A 19,012-nucleotide genomic window follows, 5' to 3' on the forward strand; every position below is an offset into this window, starting at 1 on the left:
GGGTTGCCCCAGAGTAGCTGAACGCGGGCTTAGCGGCCGAGATTGGTGAAGGCCAGCGTCAACAGGAAGCTGTTGCCCTTCCGCGCGTCGCCGGTGTCGTTGTAGGTGCGCCGCCATGTTCCGCCGAGCCGCAGGCAATCATCCTCATACTGGATGCCCAGCCGGTGGCGGATCGGCGTGAAGCCGTCGCTGCGCGAGAGCGGATCCTCTGCCGTATTGGTCAGATCGACCACGCCCGAGCCGAACGCCGACCAGAATCGCGCAAACTGTACGCGGCCCGCGAGGCGGACCTCCTCGCGGTCGCGCAGATCCTCGATCGACGCGTCGATGTTGCGGTTCAACTTGAGATAGCCGACCAGCACATAGGTCGCGCGCGAGCCGATCGTCGCGTCGAGTTCGTTGCGGCGGATCGCGAAGCCATCCTTGTCGAGCCGGTACCGGTGGACGATCGAGACGAAGTCGCGGAAGCGCAGTTCGCTGCGGCCGACGATGTCGGAGAACCGGTCGCTGAGGCCGGTGCCGTCGGGCAGGATCGTCGGCCGCTTGTCGACACGGTAGCTCTGGCCGACATTGGTCGTGAAGGCGATGCCCGGCAGGTCGAGCGCCCATTCGCCGCCATAGGTGACGCGCGACGAATCCTCGAACCGGTCATAGCCGGCGAAGCGGTTGAGCGAGAACAGGTTGGTGTCGTCGAGATCGACCGCGCGTGAATCCTCGTTGGGCAGCGAGAGGTTGGCGACCTTCGGCGCTGCGACGAACTGGACGCGCGGCGTGAAACGCTGCGTGCCGCCGAGGAACGTGCCGATGAACGGCCATTTCACGTCGACCGCGGCTGCACCGATGACGCGCTGGTGGAAGCCTTCGAGCCCGCGATAGCTGATGTTCGTCGTCGCGAGCGTATCGTTGGTGTTGTACAGGTCGCCGCGCGCGAATGCGGTGAAGGTGACTTCCTGGCCCCAGTTGGTGAAGCGGCGCAGGTCCCATTGCAGGCTGGCGAACGCGCGCTGCGTATCCTGCCCGTCGGTCCGGGTGAGCGCGAGCGTGTTGAGCTGAAGCTGGAACCGGCCGCCGACGAGGCCGTCGTCGAACCGCTTGCGGTAGTCGATCTCGGGCAGCGCGATCGGCTGCTGACCCTGGCTGTCGTTGACGCGCAAGGTCTGCGCGTACCAGCCGCTGATCGACAGATAGCTGGTGTCGTCGATCCGCTCCAGGCTGGCGGTTGTGCGCAGCCGGTCGTCGCGCGAGATGTCGTAGCGGCGCAGGAAGGTGCGGTCGGTCGTCAGGCGGAGCGAACCGCTCGCGCTCCAGTTGGGCGACAATTGATAGCGCGCCATCCCGTCGATATAGCCGCGGAACGCCATGCTCGTATCGGTCGAGACCGCGGTGGTCAGGTCGTCGCTGCGGCGGCTTTCGGTGGCATAGGCACGGACGCTGAACGCGCCCTTCGAGTTGAGCGCGGAATAATCGACCTGCGCCATCGGCAACACGCTGCTGTAGATGTGCGGCGTGATGACCAGCCCCTGGTTGGGGGCGAGCTTCCAGTAATAGGGGACGCTGACTTCGAGGCCGTTGACGCGGCTATAGCCACCGTTCGGCGAGAGCAGGCCGCTGTCGCTGCCGCCGCCGACGGGATTGGAGAATTTGGGCAGCGGCAGGCTGGGCAGCCCGAAGAGGTGCAGCCGCGCGCCCGAATAATAGATGCGCTTGCGTTCGGGGCGGTAGGTGACGCGAACCGCGGTGATCTTCCACGTCGGCTCCTTGGGGCAGCCCGCCGAATTCGTGACGCCGCACGGGGTGTAGGCCGCGCTCTTGAGGTTCACCGTGCCGTCGGCCTCACGCGTGCCCTGCTTGGCCGCCAGCCGGCCGCCCTGCTCGAGCACGACGAGCATGTTGTCGACCACGCCGTCCTTCAACGAATCGGTCAGGTTGATCTCGTCGCCATAGGCGATGTCGCCCTGCGGGTTCGTGACCGCGATGTTGCCGGTCGCGAGCACCTTGCCGGTCTTGCGATTCCACACGACCTTGTCGGCGCGCAGGCGATCGCCTTCGCGGAACATCCGGACTTCGCCGGTGGCGGTCACGACCTCGGTATTGGTGTCGTATTCGAGGCCATTGGCGCTGAACTGCACCTGATCCTCGGCAGGAGCCGCGGTCGGCGCGTTGGCGACGGGCGCGTCGGGTACCGGTGGCGCGACCGGACGGTTCTGGAAATCCTGGGCCTGAGCGGGGGTCGCAGCCAGTCCGGTCGCCAGCGCGAGCGAAAAGGCGCAACCCGTCAAAAGGTCGATACGCAACACGATCCGAACCAACCCCTTTGGCATCGAGCGGCCGTTTGCCGCCATAGTGGCCGCCTATCGCATCACCGGGGCTTCGCTGCAATCTCCGTGCGTTGACCGACCGTGTACCGGGGCCACCTTGCTTTGCCGGCCCTGCGTCATCAACTTAAGGGCTGTATCCGTTCAAACGCTTCCCGAGGGTTCTTCATGCAGATCGTCTTCGCCTCCACCGTCCCCGCCAATGCACCGATCCTCGCCATACTGGTCGCGAAGGACGGCGTGTCGCAGGTGACGTGGACTGCGATCGGTGGCGACGTCGAGGCGATCGCGACGAGGGCGGCCGGCGCGGCGCGCTTCGCCGGCGAGGCGGGCTCGGTCGTCGAGCTGTTCGTGCCCGTCGAGGGCGCAGTCCGCCAGGTGCTGCTGGTCGGCGTCGGCACGGGAGAGAATGCCGACTGGGAGAAGGCCGGGGGTGCGATCACCGCACGCCTGCTGACCTCGGGCGCGACCGCCGTCACGGTGGACCTGTCTGCCGGCGCTAAGCCGACCGCCGAAGTCGCCGCGCGCCTCGCTGCCGCGGCCGCGCAGCGCGCGTGGCGGTACGATACGTACCGCACGAAGCTTGCGGACAAGTCGAAGCCGACGTTGACCGAGATCACCATCGCAGGCGCACCCGAGGGCACCGGTGCCGCCTGGGCCGAGCAGGCCGCGGTTACCGGCGGGCTGGACCTGACGCGCTGGCTGGTCACGTCGCCGCCGAACGTCGTCTATCCCGAAAGCTTCGTCGAGAAGGTGACGAAGGAGGTCGAGGGTCTCGGGCTCGAGATCACCGTGCTCGACGAGGCGCAGATGACCGAGCTCGGCATGGGCTCGCTGCTCGGCGTCAGCCAGGGTTCGCGGCGCGAGGCGCGCATCCTCGCGCTCAAGTGGAACGGGGCAGGGGCCGATGCGCCGACGCTCGCATTCGTCGGCAAGGGCGTGACGTTCGATTCGGGCGGCATCTCGATCAAGCCCGGCGCGGGCATGGAAGACATGAAGTGGGACATGGGCGGCGCCGGCGCGGTCGCGGGCGCGATGAAGGCGATTGCCTCGCGCAAGGCCAAGGCGAACGTGGTCGGCGTGATGGGCCTGGTCGAGAATATGCCCGACGGTGCCGCGCTTCGTCCGAGCGACGTCATCACGTCGATGTCGGGACAGACGATCGAGGTGCTCAATACCGACGCCGAGGGGCGGCTGGTGTTGTGCGATTGCGTCACCTGGGTCCAGCAAGCGCACAAGCCGACGACGATCGTCGATCTCGCCACCCTGACCGGCGCGATGATCGTTGCGCTTGGCACCGAGAATGGCGGCATATTTGCCAATGACGATGCGCTCGCCGACCAGTTGATCGCGGCGGGCAAGGCCACGGGCGACACGCTGTGGCGTTTCCCGCTGTCGCCAGCCTATGACAAGCTGATCGACTCGCCGATCGCCGACATGAAGAACGTCGGGCCGCGCGGTGCCGGCTCGATCACTGCGGCGCAGTTCATCAAGCGCTTCGTCGACGAGGGCGTGAAGTGGGCGCATCTGGACATCGCCGGGATGGTCTGGTCGGATAAGCCGGGCACGAACCACGACAAGGGTGCGACCGGTTACGGCGTGCGTTTGCTCGACCAGTTCGTCGCGGATAATTTCGAGGGCTGAGGCTAGGACGGGGGACTCAATTCCCCCGTCATCCTGACGAAAGTCAGGATCCAGAGTAGCAAGCGATGCGCCCCGTGGCTCTGGATCCTGACTTTCGTCAGGATGACGGAGAACCGCAAAACCAGTGGGAAGTATGCAGGTCGATTTCTACCACCTCACCAGCCCGCTCGATCGCGTTCTCCCGCGGATTGCCGAGCGCGTCGTTTCGACCGGCGGACGCCTGCTGATCGTCGCCGAACCCGAGGCGCAGCGCACCCTGCTCGACCGGCTGCTCTGGTCCTACGCGCCCGAAAGCTTCCTCCCGCATGCGCAGGCGGGTGCTGGCGACGACTCCGTCCAGCCGATCCTCATCGCCGCCGACATCACGCCCGCCAACGCCGCGCGCAACGTCGCGATCGTCGACGGGCAGTGGCGCGACGACGCGCTCGGGTTCGACCGCGCGTTCCACTTCTTCGACGACGAGGCGATCCGCGAGGCCCGCCTCGCCTGGAAAGCCCTTGCCGACCGCGAGGGAGTCGAACGCCGCTACTGGAAGCAGACCGAGTCCGGGAAGTGGGAACAGGCCGCATAGGTTGCTTTAGGACCGATCCGCGCCTAAGCGCCGCGCATCCTATTACCGTCAACACAGGAGCCCGTGACCATCATGGCCGCGAACCGTACCTTTTCGATCATCAAGCCCGACGCAACCCGCCGCAACCTGACCGGTGCGGTCACCAAGATGCTCGAGGAAGCTGGCCTGCGCGTCGTCGCTTCGAAGCGCATCCAGATGACCCGCGAGCAGGCCGAGGGCTTCTACGCAGTCCACAAGGAGCGTCCGTTCTTCGGCGAGCTCGTCTCGTTCATGATCTCGGGCCCCGTCGTCGTCCAGGTTCTCGAAGGCGAGAACGCGATGCAGCGTAACCGCGACATCATGGGCGCCACCAACCCCGCCAACGCAGACGCCGGCACGATCCGCAAGGAACTCGCCGAGTCGATCGAAGCCAATTCGGTACATGGGTCGGATTCGGACGAGAATGCCGAAATCGAGATCGCGTACTTCTTCAAGCCCGAAGAGATCGTCGGCTGATGACCTGGCGGATGCGGCGGGCGGGGCCGGGCGATGCGCCCGCGCTGTCGCTCGTCGCATCCGCCACGTTTCTCGATACCTATGCGTCCGTGCTGACCGGGGCAGATATCGTCGCCCACTGCACGACGAAGAACAGCATCGCCACGTTCGCAGCGTGGCTCGATGATCCCGCGACGATCGTCACCATCGCGGAGCAGGAGCCCGGCCATGCGCCGATCGGCTACACCGTGCTGACCGCGCCGGACTTTCCGATCCCGATCGGCCCCGCCGATATCGAACTCCGCCGCATCTACCTGTTGAAGCAGGCGCACGGCACCGGCCTCGGCGCCGCGTTGATGACCCAGGCGCTGGAGGACGCCGCTGCCGCCAGGCGCAACCGCGTCCTGCTGGGCGTGTGGGAAGGCAACGGGCGCGCTCGCGCCTTTTACGAGCGGCACGAGTTCGCGGTGATCGGCGCGCGCCAGTTCATGGTTGGCACCACGCTCCACGAAGACCCGGTCTACGCGCGATCCGTCTGAGCCGGTCAGACGGCACGCAACCCGCCCAACATGGCACCACCCCGGCGAAGGCCGGGGCCCAGTTGGCAAGGCCGTAGTAACGGCGCGACGTACTCCGTTAGCGACGTTTCCCAACTGGACCCCGGCCTTCGCCGGGGAGGTGCGCCTGGGAGGAGAGGCAGCGACTATGCCGCCGGCTTCTCCCGCGCCCAGATCGCATCAAGCTTCGCCTGGTCGCCCCCACGCTGGCGAACGCGCAAGCCTTCGAGCTTCAGCGCGCGGCCACGCAGCATCCGACCCTCGGTCTTCCAGATCACGTCGTAGATCCCGCTCGCCGACCGAGTCGTGTCACCATCGAAATACTGCACGCTGACCAGCACCGGCAGACGCCCCGCACGATCGTCCGAACCGCCATCCGTCAGCGTCAGCAACGGTGCAGAAAACCACGCCCCCTCGATCACCGGCTCAGCCGGCGGCCGCTGCGGCGAGACGCCGAGCGCACGCGGGAAAGTGATCGTCACATCCTGAAGATCGTGCCGCGCATCCTTGAGCAGCAGCGTGTCGCCGCCATCCTGCACGATCGCCGACAGCTCGATCCGCGAACGTTCGCGCGCCGCGCTCGACTGTGCCGCGATCTTGTCGGCCTCGTCGGCGCGATGTTCGGACCAGTTCGTCCACAGCGTCAGTGCGGCGATCAAGACACCCGCCACCGCCACAACCTCGGCCAGCGTCACCCAGCGGCGGCGCGTCGCGGCGGCCTCGCGGCGTTCTGTCGGGGTTTCGCTGCTCATCGTCCGCCGGCCTCCAGCAGGCGGGCAGGGCCGGCGAGTTCCCAGCTGCGCGCGATCCGGTCCTCGACCAGCGCCCAGTCGGGATCGCCGGTGAGCGTCATGCCGACCCAACCGGATGCGCCGAGATAGGCGGGGCGCGAATAGACGGCGGGGTTCGCCTCGATCAGCATCGCCTGTTCGTCGCTGCCACCGGTCTTCACGCACACCATAGTCAGCCCGTCGCCGTGATGATCGTCGCGAAACTGCGCGAACTGCTTGCCCGCTACGAAGAAGGTCGGCTGGCCGTGCGAGACGGTTTCCTCGGTCTCGGGCAGCGCGAGCGCGGCCGCGCGGACGCGGTCGAGGGGGGACAGATCGGTCATCGCGTCACGAACTCCGCAAGGGTCTTCGGGTACAATGCATGTTCGGCCGCCAGCACGCGCTCCGCAAGCGTATCAGCATCGTCGCCGGCAAGGATCGGGACCTCCGCCTGGCCCAGCACGACTCCGCCATCGAGTTCCTCGGTCACGACATGCACCGAGCAACCGCCGACCGCATCGCCCGCCGCGATCGCCCGACCATGCGTGTCGAGCCCCTTGTACTTGGGCAGCAGCGAGGGATGGATGTTGACGATCTTGTCCCGCCACGCCGCGACGAACCCGTCGGACAGCAACCGCATATAGCCCGCCAGCGCGACTACCTCGACGCCCGCCTCGCGGAGCGCCGCATCGATCGCCGCCTCATAAGCAGGTTTGCCGAGCCCCCTGGGCGACAGCGCAAACGTCGCAAGATCCTGCGACCGTGCCCAGGCAAGCCCCGCCGCGTCGGGCTTGTCCGAGGCGACCAGCGCGATCGCATAGGGGCAATCGGCCGCGCGCGAGGCTTCGACGAGCGCGATCATGTTCGATCCGCGCCCGGAGATGAGCACGCCGACGCGTGTCTTGTCAGCCATGCGTCGCGGTCCAGTCGGCGCGCGCGCTCCACGTGCCGGCCGAGCCGCGGACGGTGCAGCCATGCGCGCCGGTCTCGATCGAGCCGATCGTGAACACCGTCTCGTTCGCGGCTTCGAGCGCGGCGGTCACCGCCTCGGCCTCGTCGGCGCTGACGATCACGACCATGCCGATCCCGCAGTTGAACGTACGCGCCATTTCCTCTGGCTCGATCGCACCCTGCGCCTGCAGGAACGCCATCAGCCGCGACTGCTCCCACGCATCCGCGTCGACGACGGCATGCACGCCCTCGGGCAGCACGCGCGGGATGTTTTCGAGCAGGCCGCCGCCCGTGATGTGCGCGAGGCCCTTGATTCGCCGATCGCGCAGCAGCGGCAACAGGCTCGCGACGTAGATGCGAGTCGGCGCCATCAGATGATCGATCAGCAACCGGTCCTGGTCGAACAGTGCCGGACGATCGAGCTTCCACCCGCGATCCGTCGCCAGCCGGCGAACCAGCGAGAAGCCGTTCGAATGCACCCCCGACGAGGCAAGCCCAAGCATGACGTCGCCCGCTGCGATCTCACGCCCGGTCAGCACGTTGGTCCGCTCGACCGCACCAACGCAGAACCCCGCAAGATCGTAATCGCCGTCCGCATACATGCCCGGCATCTCGGCGGTCTCGCCACCGATCAGCGCGCAGCCGGCGGTCTTGCAGCCCTCTGCGATCGAGGCGACGACGCGCTCGGCGACCGCCGCATCGAGCTTGCCGCTCGCATAATAATCGAGGAAAAACAGCGGCTCGGCACCCTGCACGATCAGGTCGTTGACGCACATCGCGACCAGGTCGACGCCGACGCCGTCATGCCGGTCCCACTCGATCGCCAGCTTCAGCTTGGTGCCGACACCATCGTTCGCCGCCACCAGCAGCGGATCGACGAACCCGGCCGCCTTCAGGTCGAACATGCCGCCGAACCCGCCGAGATCGGCGTCCGCCCCCGGCCGCCGCGTCGAGCGCGCGAGCGGCGCGATCGCGCGCACCAGCGCGTTGCCCGCGGCGATCGAAACGCCCGCCTGGGCGTAGGTGTAAGGGCCCGAAGCGGGGGTGGCGGAGTCTGGCGTATCGGTCATGATCGGTGCTGCTAGCCACATCGCGCTTGGATTTCCACGTCTGCTTCGCCAAAAGGCCCGCGTGATCCGTATTCGTGCCCTTCCCACAGCGCTTGCTGGCGCCGCTCTCCTGTTGAGCGGTGGCGCCGTGCTTGCGCAGATCGAGGGCGGCAGCCGCGGCGCCGCGCCGGTCGACAGCGGCAGCGCCTATGAGGTGAGCGGCGTCACGGTCGATGTTGCCGGCAAGACCGCCGACGCCGCACGCTACGGCGGTTGGCGGCTCGCCCAGCGAAAAGCCTGGGTGCAATTGTCGAAACGCTTGGGCGGCGGCGGTGGCCTCGTCTCCGATGGCACGCTCGATTCGCTCGTGTCCGGGATCGTCGTCGAGAATGAGCAGATCGGCCCACAGCGCTATATCGCGAAACTCGGCGTGTTGTTCGATCGCACCCGCGCCGGGTCGATCCTGGGCATCTCGACCTATGCCGATCGTTCACAGCCGATGCTGGTCATCCCGATCCAGTGGTCGGGCGGCGTCGGCCAGGCGTTCGAGCAGAGCACGCAGTGGCAGCAGGCCTGGGCGCGCTATCGCACCGGCAACAGCAGCATCGATTACGTCCGCCCGTCGGGCTCCGGTCCCGACGCACTGCTGCTCAACGTCGGCCAGACGCAGCGCCCAGGCCGCGGCTGGTGGCGGACGATCCTCGATCAATATGGCGCGAGCGACGTGCTGATGCCCGTCGTGAAGCTTTATCGCCAATGGCCCGGCGGTCCGGTGATCGGCGTGTTCGAAGCGCGTCACGGCCCCGACAACGAACTCATCGGCAGCTTCACGCTGCGGGTCGGCACGTCGGATGGCATCGCGCAACTGCTCGATACCGGCGTGAAGCGGATCGACGATTTGTACCAGCAGGCGCGACGCAACGGGTCGCTGCGCGTCGACTACAGCCTGTCGCCCCCGCCGCCGCCCGAAGCCGCGGTGATCGACGATCTGCCCTCCGACGAGACCGCAGACGCCAATACCGCGGCTTTGACCGGTGGTGAGGGGATTTCGGTTATCGTCCAGTTCGACACGCCGGCTGCAACCGCGGTGTCCTCGACCGAGGCAGCCCTCCGCGCGATCCCCGGCGTCCGCTCGGCCGCGACGACCAGCCTCGCGCTCGGTGGCGTCTCGTTGATGCGCGTCGCCTATGACGGCGATCCGGCGGCGCTGAAGACCGCGCTCGAAGCGCGCGGCTATCAGGTCTTCGGCTCCGGCCAGACGATCCGGATCCGCCGGGTTTCCCAACTTCTTCCGCCGGATCTTCCCGCGGATACCGTGACGACAGGGTGAGCGCGACCAAGATGACTCAAATCGCGCTGCCACTCGGTTGGCCGGCGGACCCTCGCGACGACGCCTTCCTGGTTACCCCCTCCAACTCGCGGGCCGTCCACACGCTCGAACATACCGCGACCTGGCCCGTCATGACCGCCATCCTCATCGGCCCGCGCAAATCGGGCCGCAGCCTACTCGCGCGCATCTTCGCGGCGAAGAGCGGCGGCACGATCATCGACGATGCCGAGCGCGTGCCCGAGACTCAGCTGTTCCACGCCTGGAACCGCGCGCAGGAGGAGCACCGACCGCTCCTCATCGTCGCCGATGCGGCACCGCCCGAATGGAAGGTGAAGCTCCCTGATCTGCGCTCGCGTCTCGCCGCCAGCCCGATCGCGGCGATCGGTGCGCCCGACGACGAGCTCATGCGGCTGTTGCTGGCGCATCTGTTCGAGCGGCGGAGCCTCGATGCGCGGCCCGATCTGGTCGACTGGCTCGCCACCCGAATTGAGCGTAGTCATATTACCGTAACGCGAACCGTCGATGCGCTCGATCAGGAGGCGATGGAACGTCGCAAGCGCTTGTCCATTCCTCTTGCACGAACGACACTCACCGAGGCCGGGCTGATCCTGCGGCCACAGCTTGCCCTGGATCTGCCGCTCTTTACGTCACCATAAGACCCCAAGAGGACCGATGAACCGTCCAGCGCATATCGTCCGCCAAGCGGAAGACGACGACGATCCCATCGGCGCAGAGCCGAACGACCGGTTCTTCAACCGCGAACTCTCCTGGCTGGCGTTCAACCGTCGCGTGCTGGAGGAGGCGTGCAACCCGGCGCATCCGCTGCTCGAGCGGCTCCGCTTCCTGTCGATCTCGGGGTCGAACCTCGACGAGTTCTTCATGGTCCGCGTGGCCGGGCTGAAGGGCCAGCAGACGCAGGACGTCGACCGCCGGTCTGCGGACGGCCTAACCGCAGGCCAGCAGCTGACCGCGATCGTCCGCGAGGCCGATGCGCTGATGGCGAGCCAGCAGGCGGTGTGGGGCGACCTGCGCGTGCTGCTCGACGAGGCGGGGCTGTTCGTCCTGCGCCGCGAGGCGATCGAGGGCGAAGCCGACGAGTGGCTCGAAACGCACTTCCGCGATCAGATCTTCCCGATCCTGACCCCGCAGGCGCTCGACCCCGCGCATCCCTTCCCGTTCATCCCGAACCGCGGGCTTTCGGTGATCTTCGACCTCGTCCGGATCTCGGATAACGAGCCGGTGCGCGAGCTGGTGATGCTCCCGCACACGATGACGCGCTTCGTCCGCCTGCCCGGCGAACCCGCGCGCTACATCGCGATCGAGACGTTGCTCAAGCGCTTCGCCCCCGTTCTGTTCCCCGGCTACGACGTGCTCGCCGCGGCGAGCTTTCGCGTGCTGCGCGACAGCGACATGGAGATCGAGGAGGAGGCAGAGGACCTCGTCCGCTACTTCGCCAACGCGATCAAACGCCGCCGCCGTGGCCGCGTGATCCGCCTGGAACTCGAGACCGGAATTCCCGACGTGCTCGCCGCCGTCCTGAAAGACGAACTCGGCGGCGCGGATGCGATCATCACCGAGAGCGGCAACCTGCTCGGCATCGTCGATCTCGACGGTCTGGTGGACGAGGATCGACCCGATCTCAAATTCCCGCCGTTCACGCCGCGCTTCCCCGAGCGGATCCGCGAATTCGGTGGCGATTGCTTTGCCGCGATCAAGGCCAAGGACATCGTCGTCCACCATCCGTACGAGACGTTCGAGGTGGTGCTCGCCTTCCTGAAACAAGCAGCGAACGACCCCGATGTCGTCGCGATCAAGCAGACGCTCTACCGCGCCGGCAAGCAGCCCGCGGTCATCAACGCGCTCATCACCGCGGCCGAAGCCGGCAAGTCCGTGACCGCGGTCGTCGAGCTGAAGGCGCGCTTTGACGAAGAGCAGAACATGGTCTGGGCCTCCGCGCTGGAGCGTGCGGGCGTGCAGGTGGTGTACGGCTTCATCGACTGGAAGACGCACGCCAAGGTGTCGCTGGTCGTCCGCCGCGAGGGCTCCGCGTTTCGCACCTACTGCCATTTCGGCACGGGCAATTATCACCCGGTCACGGCCAAGATCTATACCGACCTCAGCTTCTTCACCGCGGACGCGGCGGTGGGGCGTGATGCGGCGCAGATGTTCAACTACATCACAGGGTATGTCGAACCAACCGACATGGCGCGTGTCAGCCTCTCGCCGCGCGACCTGCGCCAGAACCTGATGAACCTGATCGACGTCGAGATCGCCAATGCGCGCGCGGGGAAACCTGCGGGCGTCTGGGCGAAGATGAACTCGCTGGTCGACCCCGCGGTGATCGAGAAGCTGTACGAGGCGAGCGGGGCCGGGGTCGAGATCGACCTCATCATCCGCGGCATCTGTTGCCTGCGCCCCGGCGTGCCCGGGCTTTCCGAGACGATCCGCGTCAAGTCGGTGATCGGGCGCTTTCTAGAGCACAGCCGGATCTGGGCATTCGGTAACGGCAAGGCACTGCCCAACGACGGCGCCAAGCTGTTCATCTCGTCGGCCGACTGGATGCCGCGCAACTTCGATCGTCGAGTCGAATATATGCTGCCGATCCTCAACCCGACCGTCCACGACCAGATCCTCGACCAGGTGATGGTCGCGAACCTGATCGACAACGAGCAGAGCTGGGAACTGCAACCCGATGGCGAGTATAATCGCGTCGATCCCGGCGACCGCCCCTTCAACCTGCATCGGTATTTCATGACCAATCCGTCGCTTTCCGGCCGTGGTGCCTCGCTTGCGACCAGCAATGCCGTGCCGACCCTGTCGCTCCGTCGAAAACGATGAGCGTCGCGCACCGCTTGTTCGGCAACGCGCCGCCCAAGGCCGAAACCGATGATCACCCGCGTACGGGGATCATCGACATCGGCTCGAACTCGATCCGCCTGGTCGTGTATCAGGGCCCGCCGCGGCTCCCTGCGATCCGGTTCAACGAAAAGGTACTGGCCGGGCTCGGTCGGGGGCTAGCTGCGACCGGATCGATCGAGAAGTCCGCGCTGAAGACTGCGCGAACTGCGCTGGCGCGGTTTGCGGCCGTCGCGCGCGAGATGGAATGCTCGACGCTCCGCACGGTTGCGACGGCGGCGGTACGCGATGCGAAGAATGGCGGCGAACTCATTGCAACAGCCGAACATCTTGGCCTCAAGGTCGAGACTCTGTCGGGCGAGCAGGAGGCCAGTGCGGCGGGCTATGGCGTGCTGTCCGCGATCCCCGATGCCGACGGCATCGTCGGCGATCTCGGCGGCGGCAGTCTCGAACTTGTCCGCGTCCGGCAGGGGAAGATCGAGGATCGCGTCTCGTTTCCGCTCGGTGTGCTGCGCATAGGTCCGATCCGCGCCAAACGCGGCAAGGTCCTTGAACGGCTCGTCGCCCGCCTCATTCGCGAGGCGGGCTGGACTGCGCGCGGGCAGGGGCTTCCGCTATATCTCGTCGGCGGATCGTGGCGTGCGCTGGCGCGTCTCGACATGGAGCTGTCGGACTATCCGCTACCGATCATCCATCAATATTCGATGACCGCCGCGACGATCACGCGTCTCAGCCGCACGATCCCGCAGCTCTCCAAGCCGCGGCTGAAGGCTATTCCGGGTTTGTCGTCGGGCCGTTCGGCAACGCTTGCCGACGCTGCGGCGCTGCTGGGCGTGCTCATGCGGCAACTCGGCAGCCGGACGACGATCGTCTCCGCCTATGGCCTGCGTGAAGGGCTGCTCTACGAAGATCTGAAGCGCGCGGACCGCACGCTCGATCCGCTGATCGTTGCCGCGCGCGAGGAAGGGCGGCTGCTTGGACGTTTTCCCGAGCATGGCGATCTGCTCGATCGCTGGATCGCACCGCTGTTCGTCGGCGAACCGGCGGCGATGGCGCGGATACGGCACACCGCCTGCCTGCTCGCCGATGTCGGCTGGCGCGCCAATCCGGAGTTCCGCGCGGAACGCGGGGTCGAGGTCGCGCTGCACGGCAACTGGGTCGCGATCGACGCGCCGGGGCGGGGCATGCTGGCACAGGCGCTCTATGCGAGCCTTGGCGGCGATCTTGCGGCGGCCGATCCGGTTGGTCGGCTAGCGTCACCCGCTGCGATAAAAAGCGCGACGGCGTGGGGGCTTGCGATGCGACTTGGCCAGCGGATGAGCGGTGGGCTCGCCGGCCCGCTCCAGCGGTCGCGGCTGACTGATGACGGCTTGACGCTGACGCTGACGCTGCGTCCCGAGGACAAGGGGCTGTATGGCGAAGCGGTCGAACGGCGGCATAACGCGCTGGCCACCGCGCTTGGCCGCAAGGCGCTGCTGACGATCGCGTAAGCGTCGTGCCCTAGTAATCCTCCCCCTGGCGGGGGAGGATTTAGGGGCTCGTCCTCAGGCGCAGGTAAAGCGTTCGATCCGGCCCTTGGCATCGACATAGACGTTCAACCGGTCGACGCGGAAATCCTTCGTCGTCGCGGTGTTTGGCGCGATCCAGCGCAACGTCCGTGCGCCCGATCGCGTCTGCATGACATCGGCCCGCGCATCGCTCGCGCGCTTGCCGACCAGATCGCCGAGCGAGTCCGCATTGCACGCGGTTTCGGTGGGAGCCGCAGCGGGGGTCTCACCGCGCATCTCGACCGGCGTGCACGCCGCGGACCCCAGCAGGGCGGCAACCAGAACGATCTTCATGCGGCATCCTCCGTACGCGTCATCTTGAGCTTTCCGCCGATCACCGCGAAGGCCAAGCGGCCTTCGACCAGATCGAGCGCGTCGCGGCCGAACTGATCGAACCGCCAGCCTTCGAGCATCGGCAACCCGACTCGCACGCCAGCGGCCAGCGCCTCAAGCTCGTCGGTCCGCGCTAGCAATTTCGACGCGACGTCAATGTCTCGCGAGCGGATCTTCAGCAGCAGCTTGAGAAGGTCCGCGACCAGCGACCCCTCCTTGCCGAGCCCGGGCTTGCGATCGTCGCGTGGCGGCAGTTCGTCCTCGCCGAGCGGTTGCGCGCCCTCGATCGCCGCCATCAGCCGGCCGCCAATGTCGTTCCCCGCCCAGCTCGCCGACAGGCCGCGCACCCGGGCGAGATCGGCCTGCTTCTTGGGTGGATGGCCCGCCATGTCGCCGAGCGTCTCGTCCTTGACGATCCGGCCGCGCGGCAGGTCCTTCGCCTGCGCCTCGAGCTCGCGCCACCGCGCGAGCGCCTTCAGTCGTCCGAGCACCTCGGGCTTGCGCCCCGAGATCCGGACTCGCTTCCACGCCAGATCGGGATCGTTCGCATAATTGGCGGTATCGCCAAGCCGCTCCATCTCCTGGTCGAGCCACACGCCGCGGCCGGTCTTGCGGAGCCGCTCGAGCATCTTCGGGAAAATCTTCGACAGATGCGTCACGTCGCCGATCGCATATTCGATCTGCCGCGCATCGAGCGGGCGGCGTGCCCAGTCGGTAAACCGCGCGCCCTTGTCGACTGCGATGCCGAGCCAGCTGTCGACGAGGTTCGAATAGCCGATCTGTTCGCCCTGGCCGAGTGCCATCGCCGCGACCTGTGTGTCGAACAGCGGGAAGGGCGTCTTGCCCGTGAGGTTGTAGACGATCTCGATATCCTGCCCACCGGCATGGACGACCTTCAGCACGTCGTGATTCTCGACGAGCAGATCGAGCAGCGGCTTCAGGTCGATGCCCGGCGCCATCGGGTCGATCGCGGCGGCTTCCTTGTCGTCGGCGATCTGGATGAGGCAGAGCTCCGGGTAATAGGTGCTCTCGCGCATGAATTCGGTGTCGACGCACACATAGTCGGCGTCGGCCATGCGCGCGCACAGATTGGCGAGCGTGGCACTGTCGGAGATAAGCGGGTGGATATGCATGACGTTTCCATAGCGAGGGTCGTCCGGGTTGACAAAGGCGGGTGAGGAAGGGAAGCGCGAGACACCTGTTTATCGTCCGAGAAGACCCATCATGCACGCCTATCGCACCCATAACTGCGCTGCCCTCCGTCCTGAACAGGTCGGCGAGGAGGTCCGCGTGTCGGGCTGGGTCCACAAGAAGCGCGATCATGGCGACCTCGTCTTCATCGATCTGCGCGATCACTACGGCATCACGCAGATCGTCACCGACGTGTCCGGCCCCGTCTTCAAGGTCATCGAAGGCCTGAAGAGCGAGAGCGTCGTCACGATTACCGGCAAGGTCACCGCACGCGCGCCCGAGGCGGTAAACCCGAACCTGCCGACCGGCGGGATCGAGATCCGCGCGACCGCCGCGACCGTCCAGTCGATGGCCGGCGAGCTGCCGATGCCCGTCGCAGGCGAGGCCGAATATCCCGAGGATATCCGCCTGCGCTATCGCTATCTCGACCTGCGTCGCGAGCGACTCCACGCGAACATCATGCTGCGCTCGAAAGTCATCACCTCGCTGCGCAACCGCATGAACGATCAGGGCTTCACCGAATTCCAGACGCCGATCCTGACCGCGTCGTCGCCGGAGGGCGCGCGCGACTATCTGGTGCCGAGCCGCGTGCACCCGGGCAAGTTCTACGCGCTGCCGCAGGCGCCGCAGATGTTCAAGCAGCTGCTGATGGTGGCGGGCTTCGACCGCTATTTCCAGATCGCCCCCTGCTTCCGCGACGAGGACGCGCGCGCCGATCGTTCGCCGGGTGAGTTCTACCAGCTCGATTTCGAGATGAGCTTCGTCACGCAGGACGACGTGTTCAACGCGATCGAGCCCGTCCTCCACGGCGTGTTCGAGGAGTTCGCCGACTGGCAGGGTAAGGGACGTCAGGTCTCGGCATTGCCGTTCAAGCGGATCCCCTACCGCGAATCGATGCTGAAATACGGCAGCGACAAGCCCGATCTGCGCAACCCGATCCTGATCCACGACGTCGGCCATCATTTCGTCGATTCGGGCTTCGGGCTGTTCGCCGGGATCGTCGCGGGCGGTGACGTCGTCCGCGCGATCCCCGCACCGAACACCGCCGAAAAGAGCCGCAAGTTCTTTACCGACATGAACGACTGGGCGCGCGCCGAAGGTCATGCGGGTCTCGGCTACATCACGCAGAAGAACGGTGAGCTGGGCGGTCCGATCGCCAAGAACCACGGCGAGGAAGCGACCCGCAAACTCATCGCTGAGATGGGCCTCGGCCCGAACGACGGCATCTTCTTTGCCGCCGGCAAGGAACTCGCCGCCGCCAAGCTCGCCGGTGCCGCGCGTGCGCGGATCGGCGCGGACCTCGGCCTGATCGACGAGAACCGGTTCGAGTTCTGCTGGATCGTCGACTTCCCGATGTTCGAATATGACGAGGACGCCAAGAAGGTCGATTTCAGCCACAACCCGTTCTCGATGCCGCAGGGCGAGATGGACGCGCTGGAAAACAAGGACCCGCTCGATATCCTGGCGTACCAGTACGACATCGTCTGCAACGGCGTCGAACTGTCATCGGGCGCGATCCGGAACCACCGTCCGGAGATCATGTACAAGGCGTTCGAGATCGCGGGCTACACGCAGGCCGATGTCGACACGAACTTTGCGGGCATGATCAACGCGTTCAAGGTCGGCGCACCCCCGCATGGCGGCTCGGCACCCGGCATCGACCGGATGGTAATGCTGCTCGCGGGCGAGCCGAACATCCGCGAAGTCGTGCTGTTCCCGATGAACCAGAAGGCCGAGGATCTGATGATGGGCGCGCCGAGCCCGGTCAGCGCCAAGCAGCTGAAGGAACTCAACATCCGCCTGACCGTCGATGGTCCGAAGGATGCGACCAAGACGGTCGCACCCAACGCAGGATAATCGAAGCGAGTGACGGAGCGCAGCGCATGACGATACATCTCGACGACTACGAAGCCGGCGACTCGTATGACGGCAAGTACAAGCATGACCTTGCTGCGCTCCAGAAGCGGCTGGAGCATATCCAAGTCGCGCATATCGTCGGCGGTACGCGCGCGATCGTCATGTTCGAGGGTTGGGACGCGGCGGGCAAGGGCGGTATCATCCAGCGCCTGTCCGCCGAATGGGACCCCCGCAACTACAAGGTGTGGCCGATCTCGGCGCCCACCGCGGACGAGAAGGCGCATCATTTCCTGTGGCGCTTCTGGAACCGTCTGCCGGCGGACGGCCATATCGCGGTGTTCGATCGCAGTTGGTATGGTCGTGTGCTGGTGGAACGCGTCGAAGGGTTTGCGAGCGAGGCCGAATGGCGCCACGGCTATGACGAGATCAACGCGTTCGAAGCGCAACAGGTCGAGAGCGGCACGACGCTGATCAAGCTGTTCGTCCACACGACGCAGAAGGAACAGGACCGGCGCCTCAAGGCGCGGCTCGACGATCCGTGGAAGCACTGGAAGACCGGGCTCGACGATTATCACAACCGATCGCGGCGGAAGGACTATCTGGAGGCGATGGCGGAAATGTTCGCGCGCACCGATACCGCGACCGCGCCGTGGACCGTCATCGACGGCAACGACAAGAAGGCGGCCCGGATCGCAGCACTGACGCTGATCGCGGACCGCCTCGAAGCCGGCGTATCGATGGTGCCGCCACCGCTCGACCCGAAGGTCAAGCGCGTGGCGGAGAAGGCGTTAGGACTTCGCTGACCCGTTAGGCTTTCGCGGATTTGGCCTCTGGTGCATCGGCCTGGATGAACTCGTCGTCCGCGTTGAGCAGCAGCATCTGGCCCTTGTCGATGCCGAAATACGCGCCGCGGAGCGCCAGCGTACCGGCAGCCTCGGCCCTTCTGACGAACGGGAAGGTGCGGAGATTGGCGATCGAGGTGCGGACGGACTCGAGTTCCATCTCGCGACCGGCCTGGTCGCTGTCGCCATACTTGGCGATGACCTTCTCGCGCGCGCCGTCGAGCAGGCTGACCCAGTCGGACACGAAACCGCCGGCACCATGGTCCGCGTCGGCAAAGGCCTGCGTCAGCGCGGCCTTGCAGCCACCGCACTTCTCATGGCCCATCACGACGATCTCTTCGACCTTCAGCTGCGTGACGGCGAACTCGATCGCCGCCGACACGCCGTGATGGCCGCCACCGGTCTCGTAGGGCGGCACCAGGTTGGCGACGTTGCGGACGACGAACACTTCGCCGGGCAGCGTATCGAAGATCTGCGCCGGTTCGACGCGGCTGTCCGAGCAGGCGATGATCATCACCTTCGGGCTCTGGCCGTCCTGAAGCTCCTTCCAGCGCTCGCGCTGCTGCTCCCAGGGGCCGTCCTTGAAGCGGTGATAGCCTTCGATCATTTCCGGAAAGTGAGTGGGCACGGTTAGCCTTTCATGGACGATTGCATTGCAACATGACAAACTTGTCATGTTGCAACTGGTTCCCGGAGAAGTTTTTATCCTCGGCGAACGGTGATTC

18 protein-coding genes are annotated in these 19,012 nt (G+C 66.2%); 10 read left to right on the forward strand and 8 right to left on the reverse strand.

Going from position 1 to position 19,012, the window contains the following annotated elements:
* Window positions 1-29: 29 nt before the first annotated feature.
* A complete protein-coding gene (locus C8J26_RS16295; RefSeq protein WP_234422646.1) occupies window positions 30-2,342 on the reverse strand; it encodes an LPS-assembly protein LptD in 2,313 nt (770 codons plus the stop codon).
* Between the two features lie 141 nt (window positions 2,343-2,483).
* On the opposite strand from C8J26_RS16295, the gene C8J26_RS16300 reads away from it, so the two are divergent.
* The 4 genes from C8J26_RS16300 (at window position 2,484) to C8J26_RS16315 (ending at window position 5,543) form a co-directional block, all read left to right on the forward strand.
* Window positions 2,484-3,959, forward strand: coding sequence for a leucyl aminopeptidase (locus C8J26_RS16300; protein WP_107959283.1), 1,476 nt, complete (start codon window positions 2,484-2,486; stop codon window positions 3,957-3,959).
* 133 nt (window positions 3,960-4,092) lie between these two features.
* Complete coding sequence (locus tag C8J26_RS16305) at window positions 4,093-4,530, forward strand: DNA polymerase III subunit chi (RefSeq protein WP_107959284.1); 438 nt, start codon at window positions 4,093-4,095, stop codon at window positions 4,528-4,530.
* A gap of 72 nt (window positions 4,531-4,602) precedes the next feature.
* A complete protein-coding gene (gene ndk / locus C8J26_RS16310; RefSeq protein ID WP_056058698.1) occupies window positions 4,603-5,025 on the forward strand; it encodes a nucleoside-diphosphate kinase in 423 nt (140 codons plus the stop codon).
* Window positions 5,025-5,543: a GNAT family N-acetyltransferase gene (locus C8J26_RS16315; protein WP_107959285.1), complete on the forward strand. Its 519-nt coding sequence runs from the start codon at window positions 5,025-5,027 to the stop codon at window positions 5,541-5,543. The genes ndk and C8J26_RS16315 overlap by 1 nt, the downstream gene beginning before the upstream one ends.
* A gap of 164 nt (window positions 5,544-5,707) precedes the next feature.
* Here C8J26_RS16315 and C8J26_RS16320 read toward each other — a convergent pair whose 3' ends face one another.
* Genes C8J26_RS16320 through purM form a run of 4 tightly spaced genes read right to left on the reverse strand, consistent with a single transcriptional unit; the run spans window position 5,708 to window position 8,352 of the window.
* Entirely contained in the window at window positions 5,708-6,313 is a 606-nt protein-coding gene (locus tag C8J26_RS16320; RefSeq protein WP_107959286.1) for a hypothetical protein, read from the reverse strand.
* Window positions 6,310-6,675: an MmcQ/YjbR family DNA-binding protein gene (locus C8J26_RS16325; protein WP_107959287.1), complete on the reverse strand. Its 366-nt coding sequence runs from the start codon at window positions 6,673-6,675 to the stop codon at window positions 6,310-6,312. The genes C8J26_RS16320 and C8J26_RS16325 overlap by 4 nt, the downstream gene beginning before the upstream one ends.
* The gene (gene purN / locus C8J26_RS16330) at window positions 6,672-7,244 is read right to left on the reverse strand and encodes a phosphoribosylglycinamide formyltransferase (RefSeq protein ID WP_107959288.1); all 573 of its coding nucleotides are present in this window, start codon (window positions 7,242-7,244) and stop codon (window positions 6,672-6,674) included. Before purN ends, C8J26_RS16325 begins: the two co-directional genes overlap by 4 nt.
* On the reverse strand, window positions 7,237-8,352 hold the full coding sequence (purM, locus tag C8J26_RS16335; protein ID WP_107959289.1) for a phosphoribosylformylglycinamidine cyclo-ligase: 1,116 nt from the start codon (window positions 8,350-8,352) through the stop codon (window positions 7,237-7,239). The genes purN and purM overlap by 8 nt, the downstream gene beginning before the upstream one ends.
* Here purM and C8J26_RS16340 point away from each other — a divergent pair.
* Genes C8J26_RS16340 through C8J26_RS16355 form a run of 4 tightly spaced genes read left to right on the forward strand, consistent with a single transcriptional unit; the run spans window position 8,351 to window position 14,007 of the window.
* The gene (locus C8J26_RS16340) at window positions 8,351-9,661 is read left to right on the forward strand and encodes a heavy-metal-associated domain-containing protein (RefSeq protein WP_425275416.1); all 1,311 of its coding nucleotides are present in this window, start codon (window positions 8,351-8,353) and stop codon (window positions 9,659-9,661) included. The two genes, purM and C8J26_RS16340, sit on opposite strands and share 2 nt — an antisense overlap.
* An 11-nt stretch (window positions 9,662-9,672) precedes the next feature.
* Window positions 9,673-10,317 (forward strand): HdaA/DnaA family protein, encoded by a 645-nt coding sequence (locus tag C8J26_RS16345; protein WP_107959407.1) that lies wholly within the window; start codon window positions 9,673-9,675, stop codon window positions 10,315-10,317.
* 16 nt (window positions 10,318-10,333) lie between these two features.
* Window positions 10,334-12,499, forward strand: a complete 2,166-nt coding sequence (locus tag C8J26_RS16350; protein ID WP_107959290.1) for an RNA degradosome polyphosphate kinase — start codon at window positions 10,334-10,336, stop codon at window positions 12,497-12,499.
* On the forward strand, window positions 12,496-14,007 hold the full coding sequence (locus C8J26_RS16355) for a Ppx/GppA family phosphatase (protein WP_107959291.1): 1,512 nt from the start codon (window positions 12,496-12,498) through the stop codon (window positions 14,005-14,007). Before C8J26_RS16350 ends, C8J26_RS16355 begins: the two co-directional genes overlap by 4 nt.
* 54 nt (window positions 14,008-14,061) lie before the next feature.
* On the opposite strand, the gene C8J26_RS16360 is transcribed toward C8J26_RS16355, so the two are convergent.
* The gene (locus C8J26_RS16360) at window positions 14,062-14,358 is read right to left on the reverse strand and encodes an I78 family peptidase inhibitor (protein ID WP_107959292.1); all 297 of its coding nucleotides are present in this window, start codon (window positions 14,356-14,358) and stop codon (window positions 14,062-14,064) included.
* Entirely contained in the window at window positions 14,355-15,530 is a 1,176-nt protein-coding gene (gene rnd / locus C8J26_RS16365) for a ribonuclease D (protein WP_055876012.1), read from the reverse strand. Before rnd ends, C8J26_RS16360 begins: the two co-directional genes overlap by 4 nt.
* A 91-nt stretch (window positions 15,531-15,621) precedes the next feature.
* On the opposite strand from rnd, the gene aspS reads away from it, so the two are divergent.
* Both aspS and C8J26_RS16375 read left to right on the forward strand, forming a co-directional pair.
* On the forward strand, window positions 15,622-17,445 hold the full coding sequence (gene aspS, locus C8J26_RS16370; RefSeq protein ID WP_208631429.1) for an aspartate--tRNA ligase: 1,824 nt from the start codon (window positions 15,622-15,624) through the stop codon (window positions 17,443-17,445).
* Window positions 17,446-17,471: 26 nt separating this feature from the next.
* A complete protein-coding gene (locus C8J26_RS16375) occupies window positions 17,472-18,248 on the forward strand; it encodes a polyphosphate kinase 2 family protein (RefSeq protein WP_107959293.1) in 777 nt (258 codons plus the stop codon).
* 4 nt (window positions 18,249-18,252) lie between these two features.
* On the opposite strand, the gene C8J26_RS16380 is transcribed toward C8J26_RS16375, so the two are convergent.
* Window positions 18,253-18,894, reverse strand: coding sequence for a carbonic anhydrase (locus tag C8J26_RS16380; protein ID WP_234422885.1), 642 nt, complete (start codon window positions 18,892-18,894; stop codon window positions 18,253-18,255).
* Window positions 18,895-19,012: the final 118 nt, after the last annotated feature.

It is taken from the genome of Sphingomonas aurantiaca (assembly GCF_003050705.1).
GTDB classification, from domain to species: Bacteria; Pseudomonadota; Alphaproteobacteria; order Sphingomonadales; family Sphingomonadaceae; genus Sphingomonas; species Sphingomonas aurantiaca.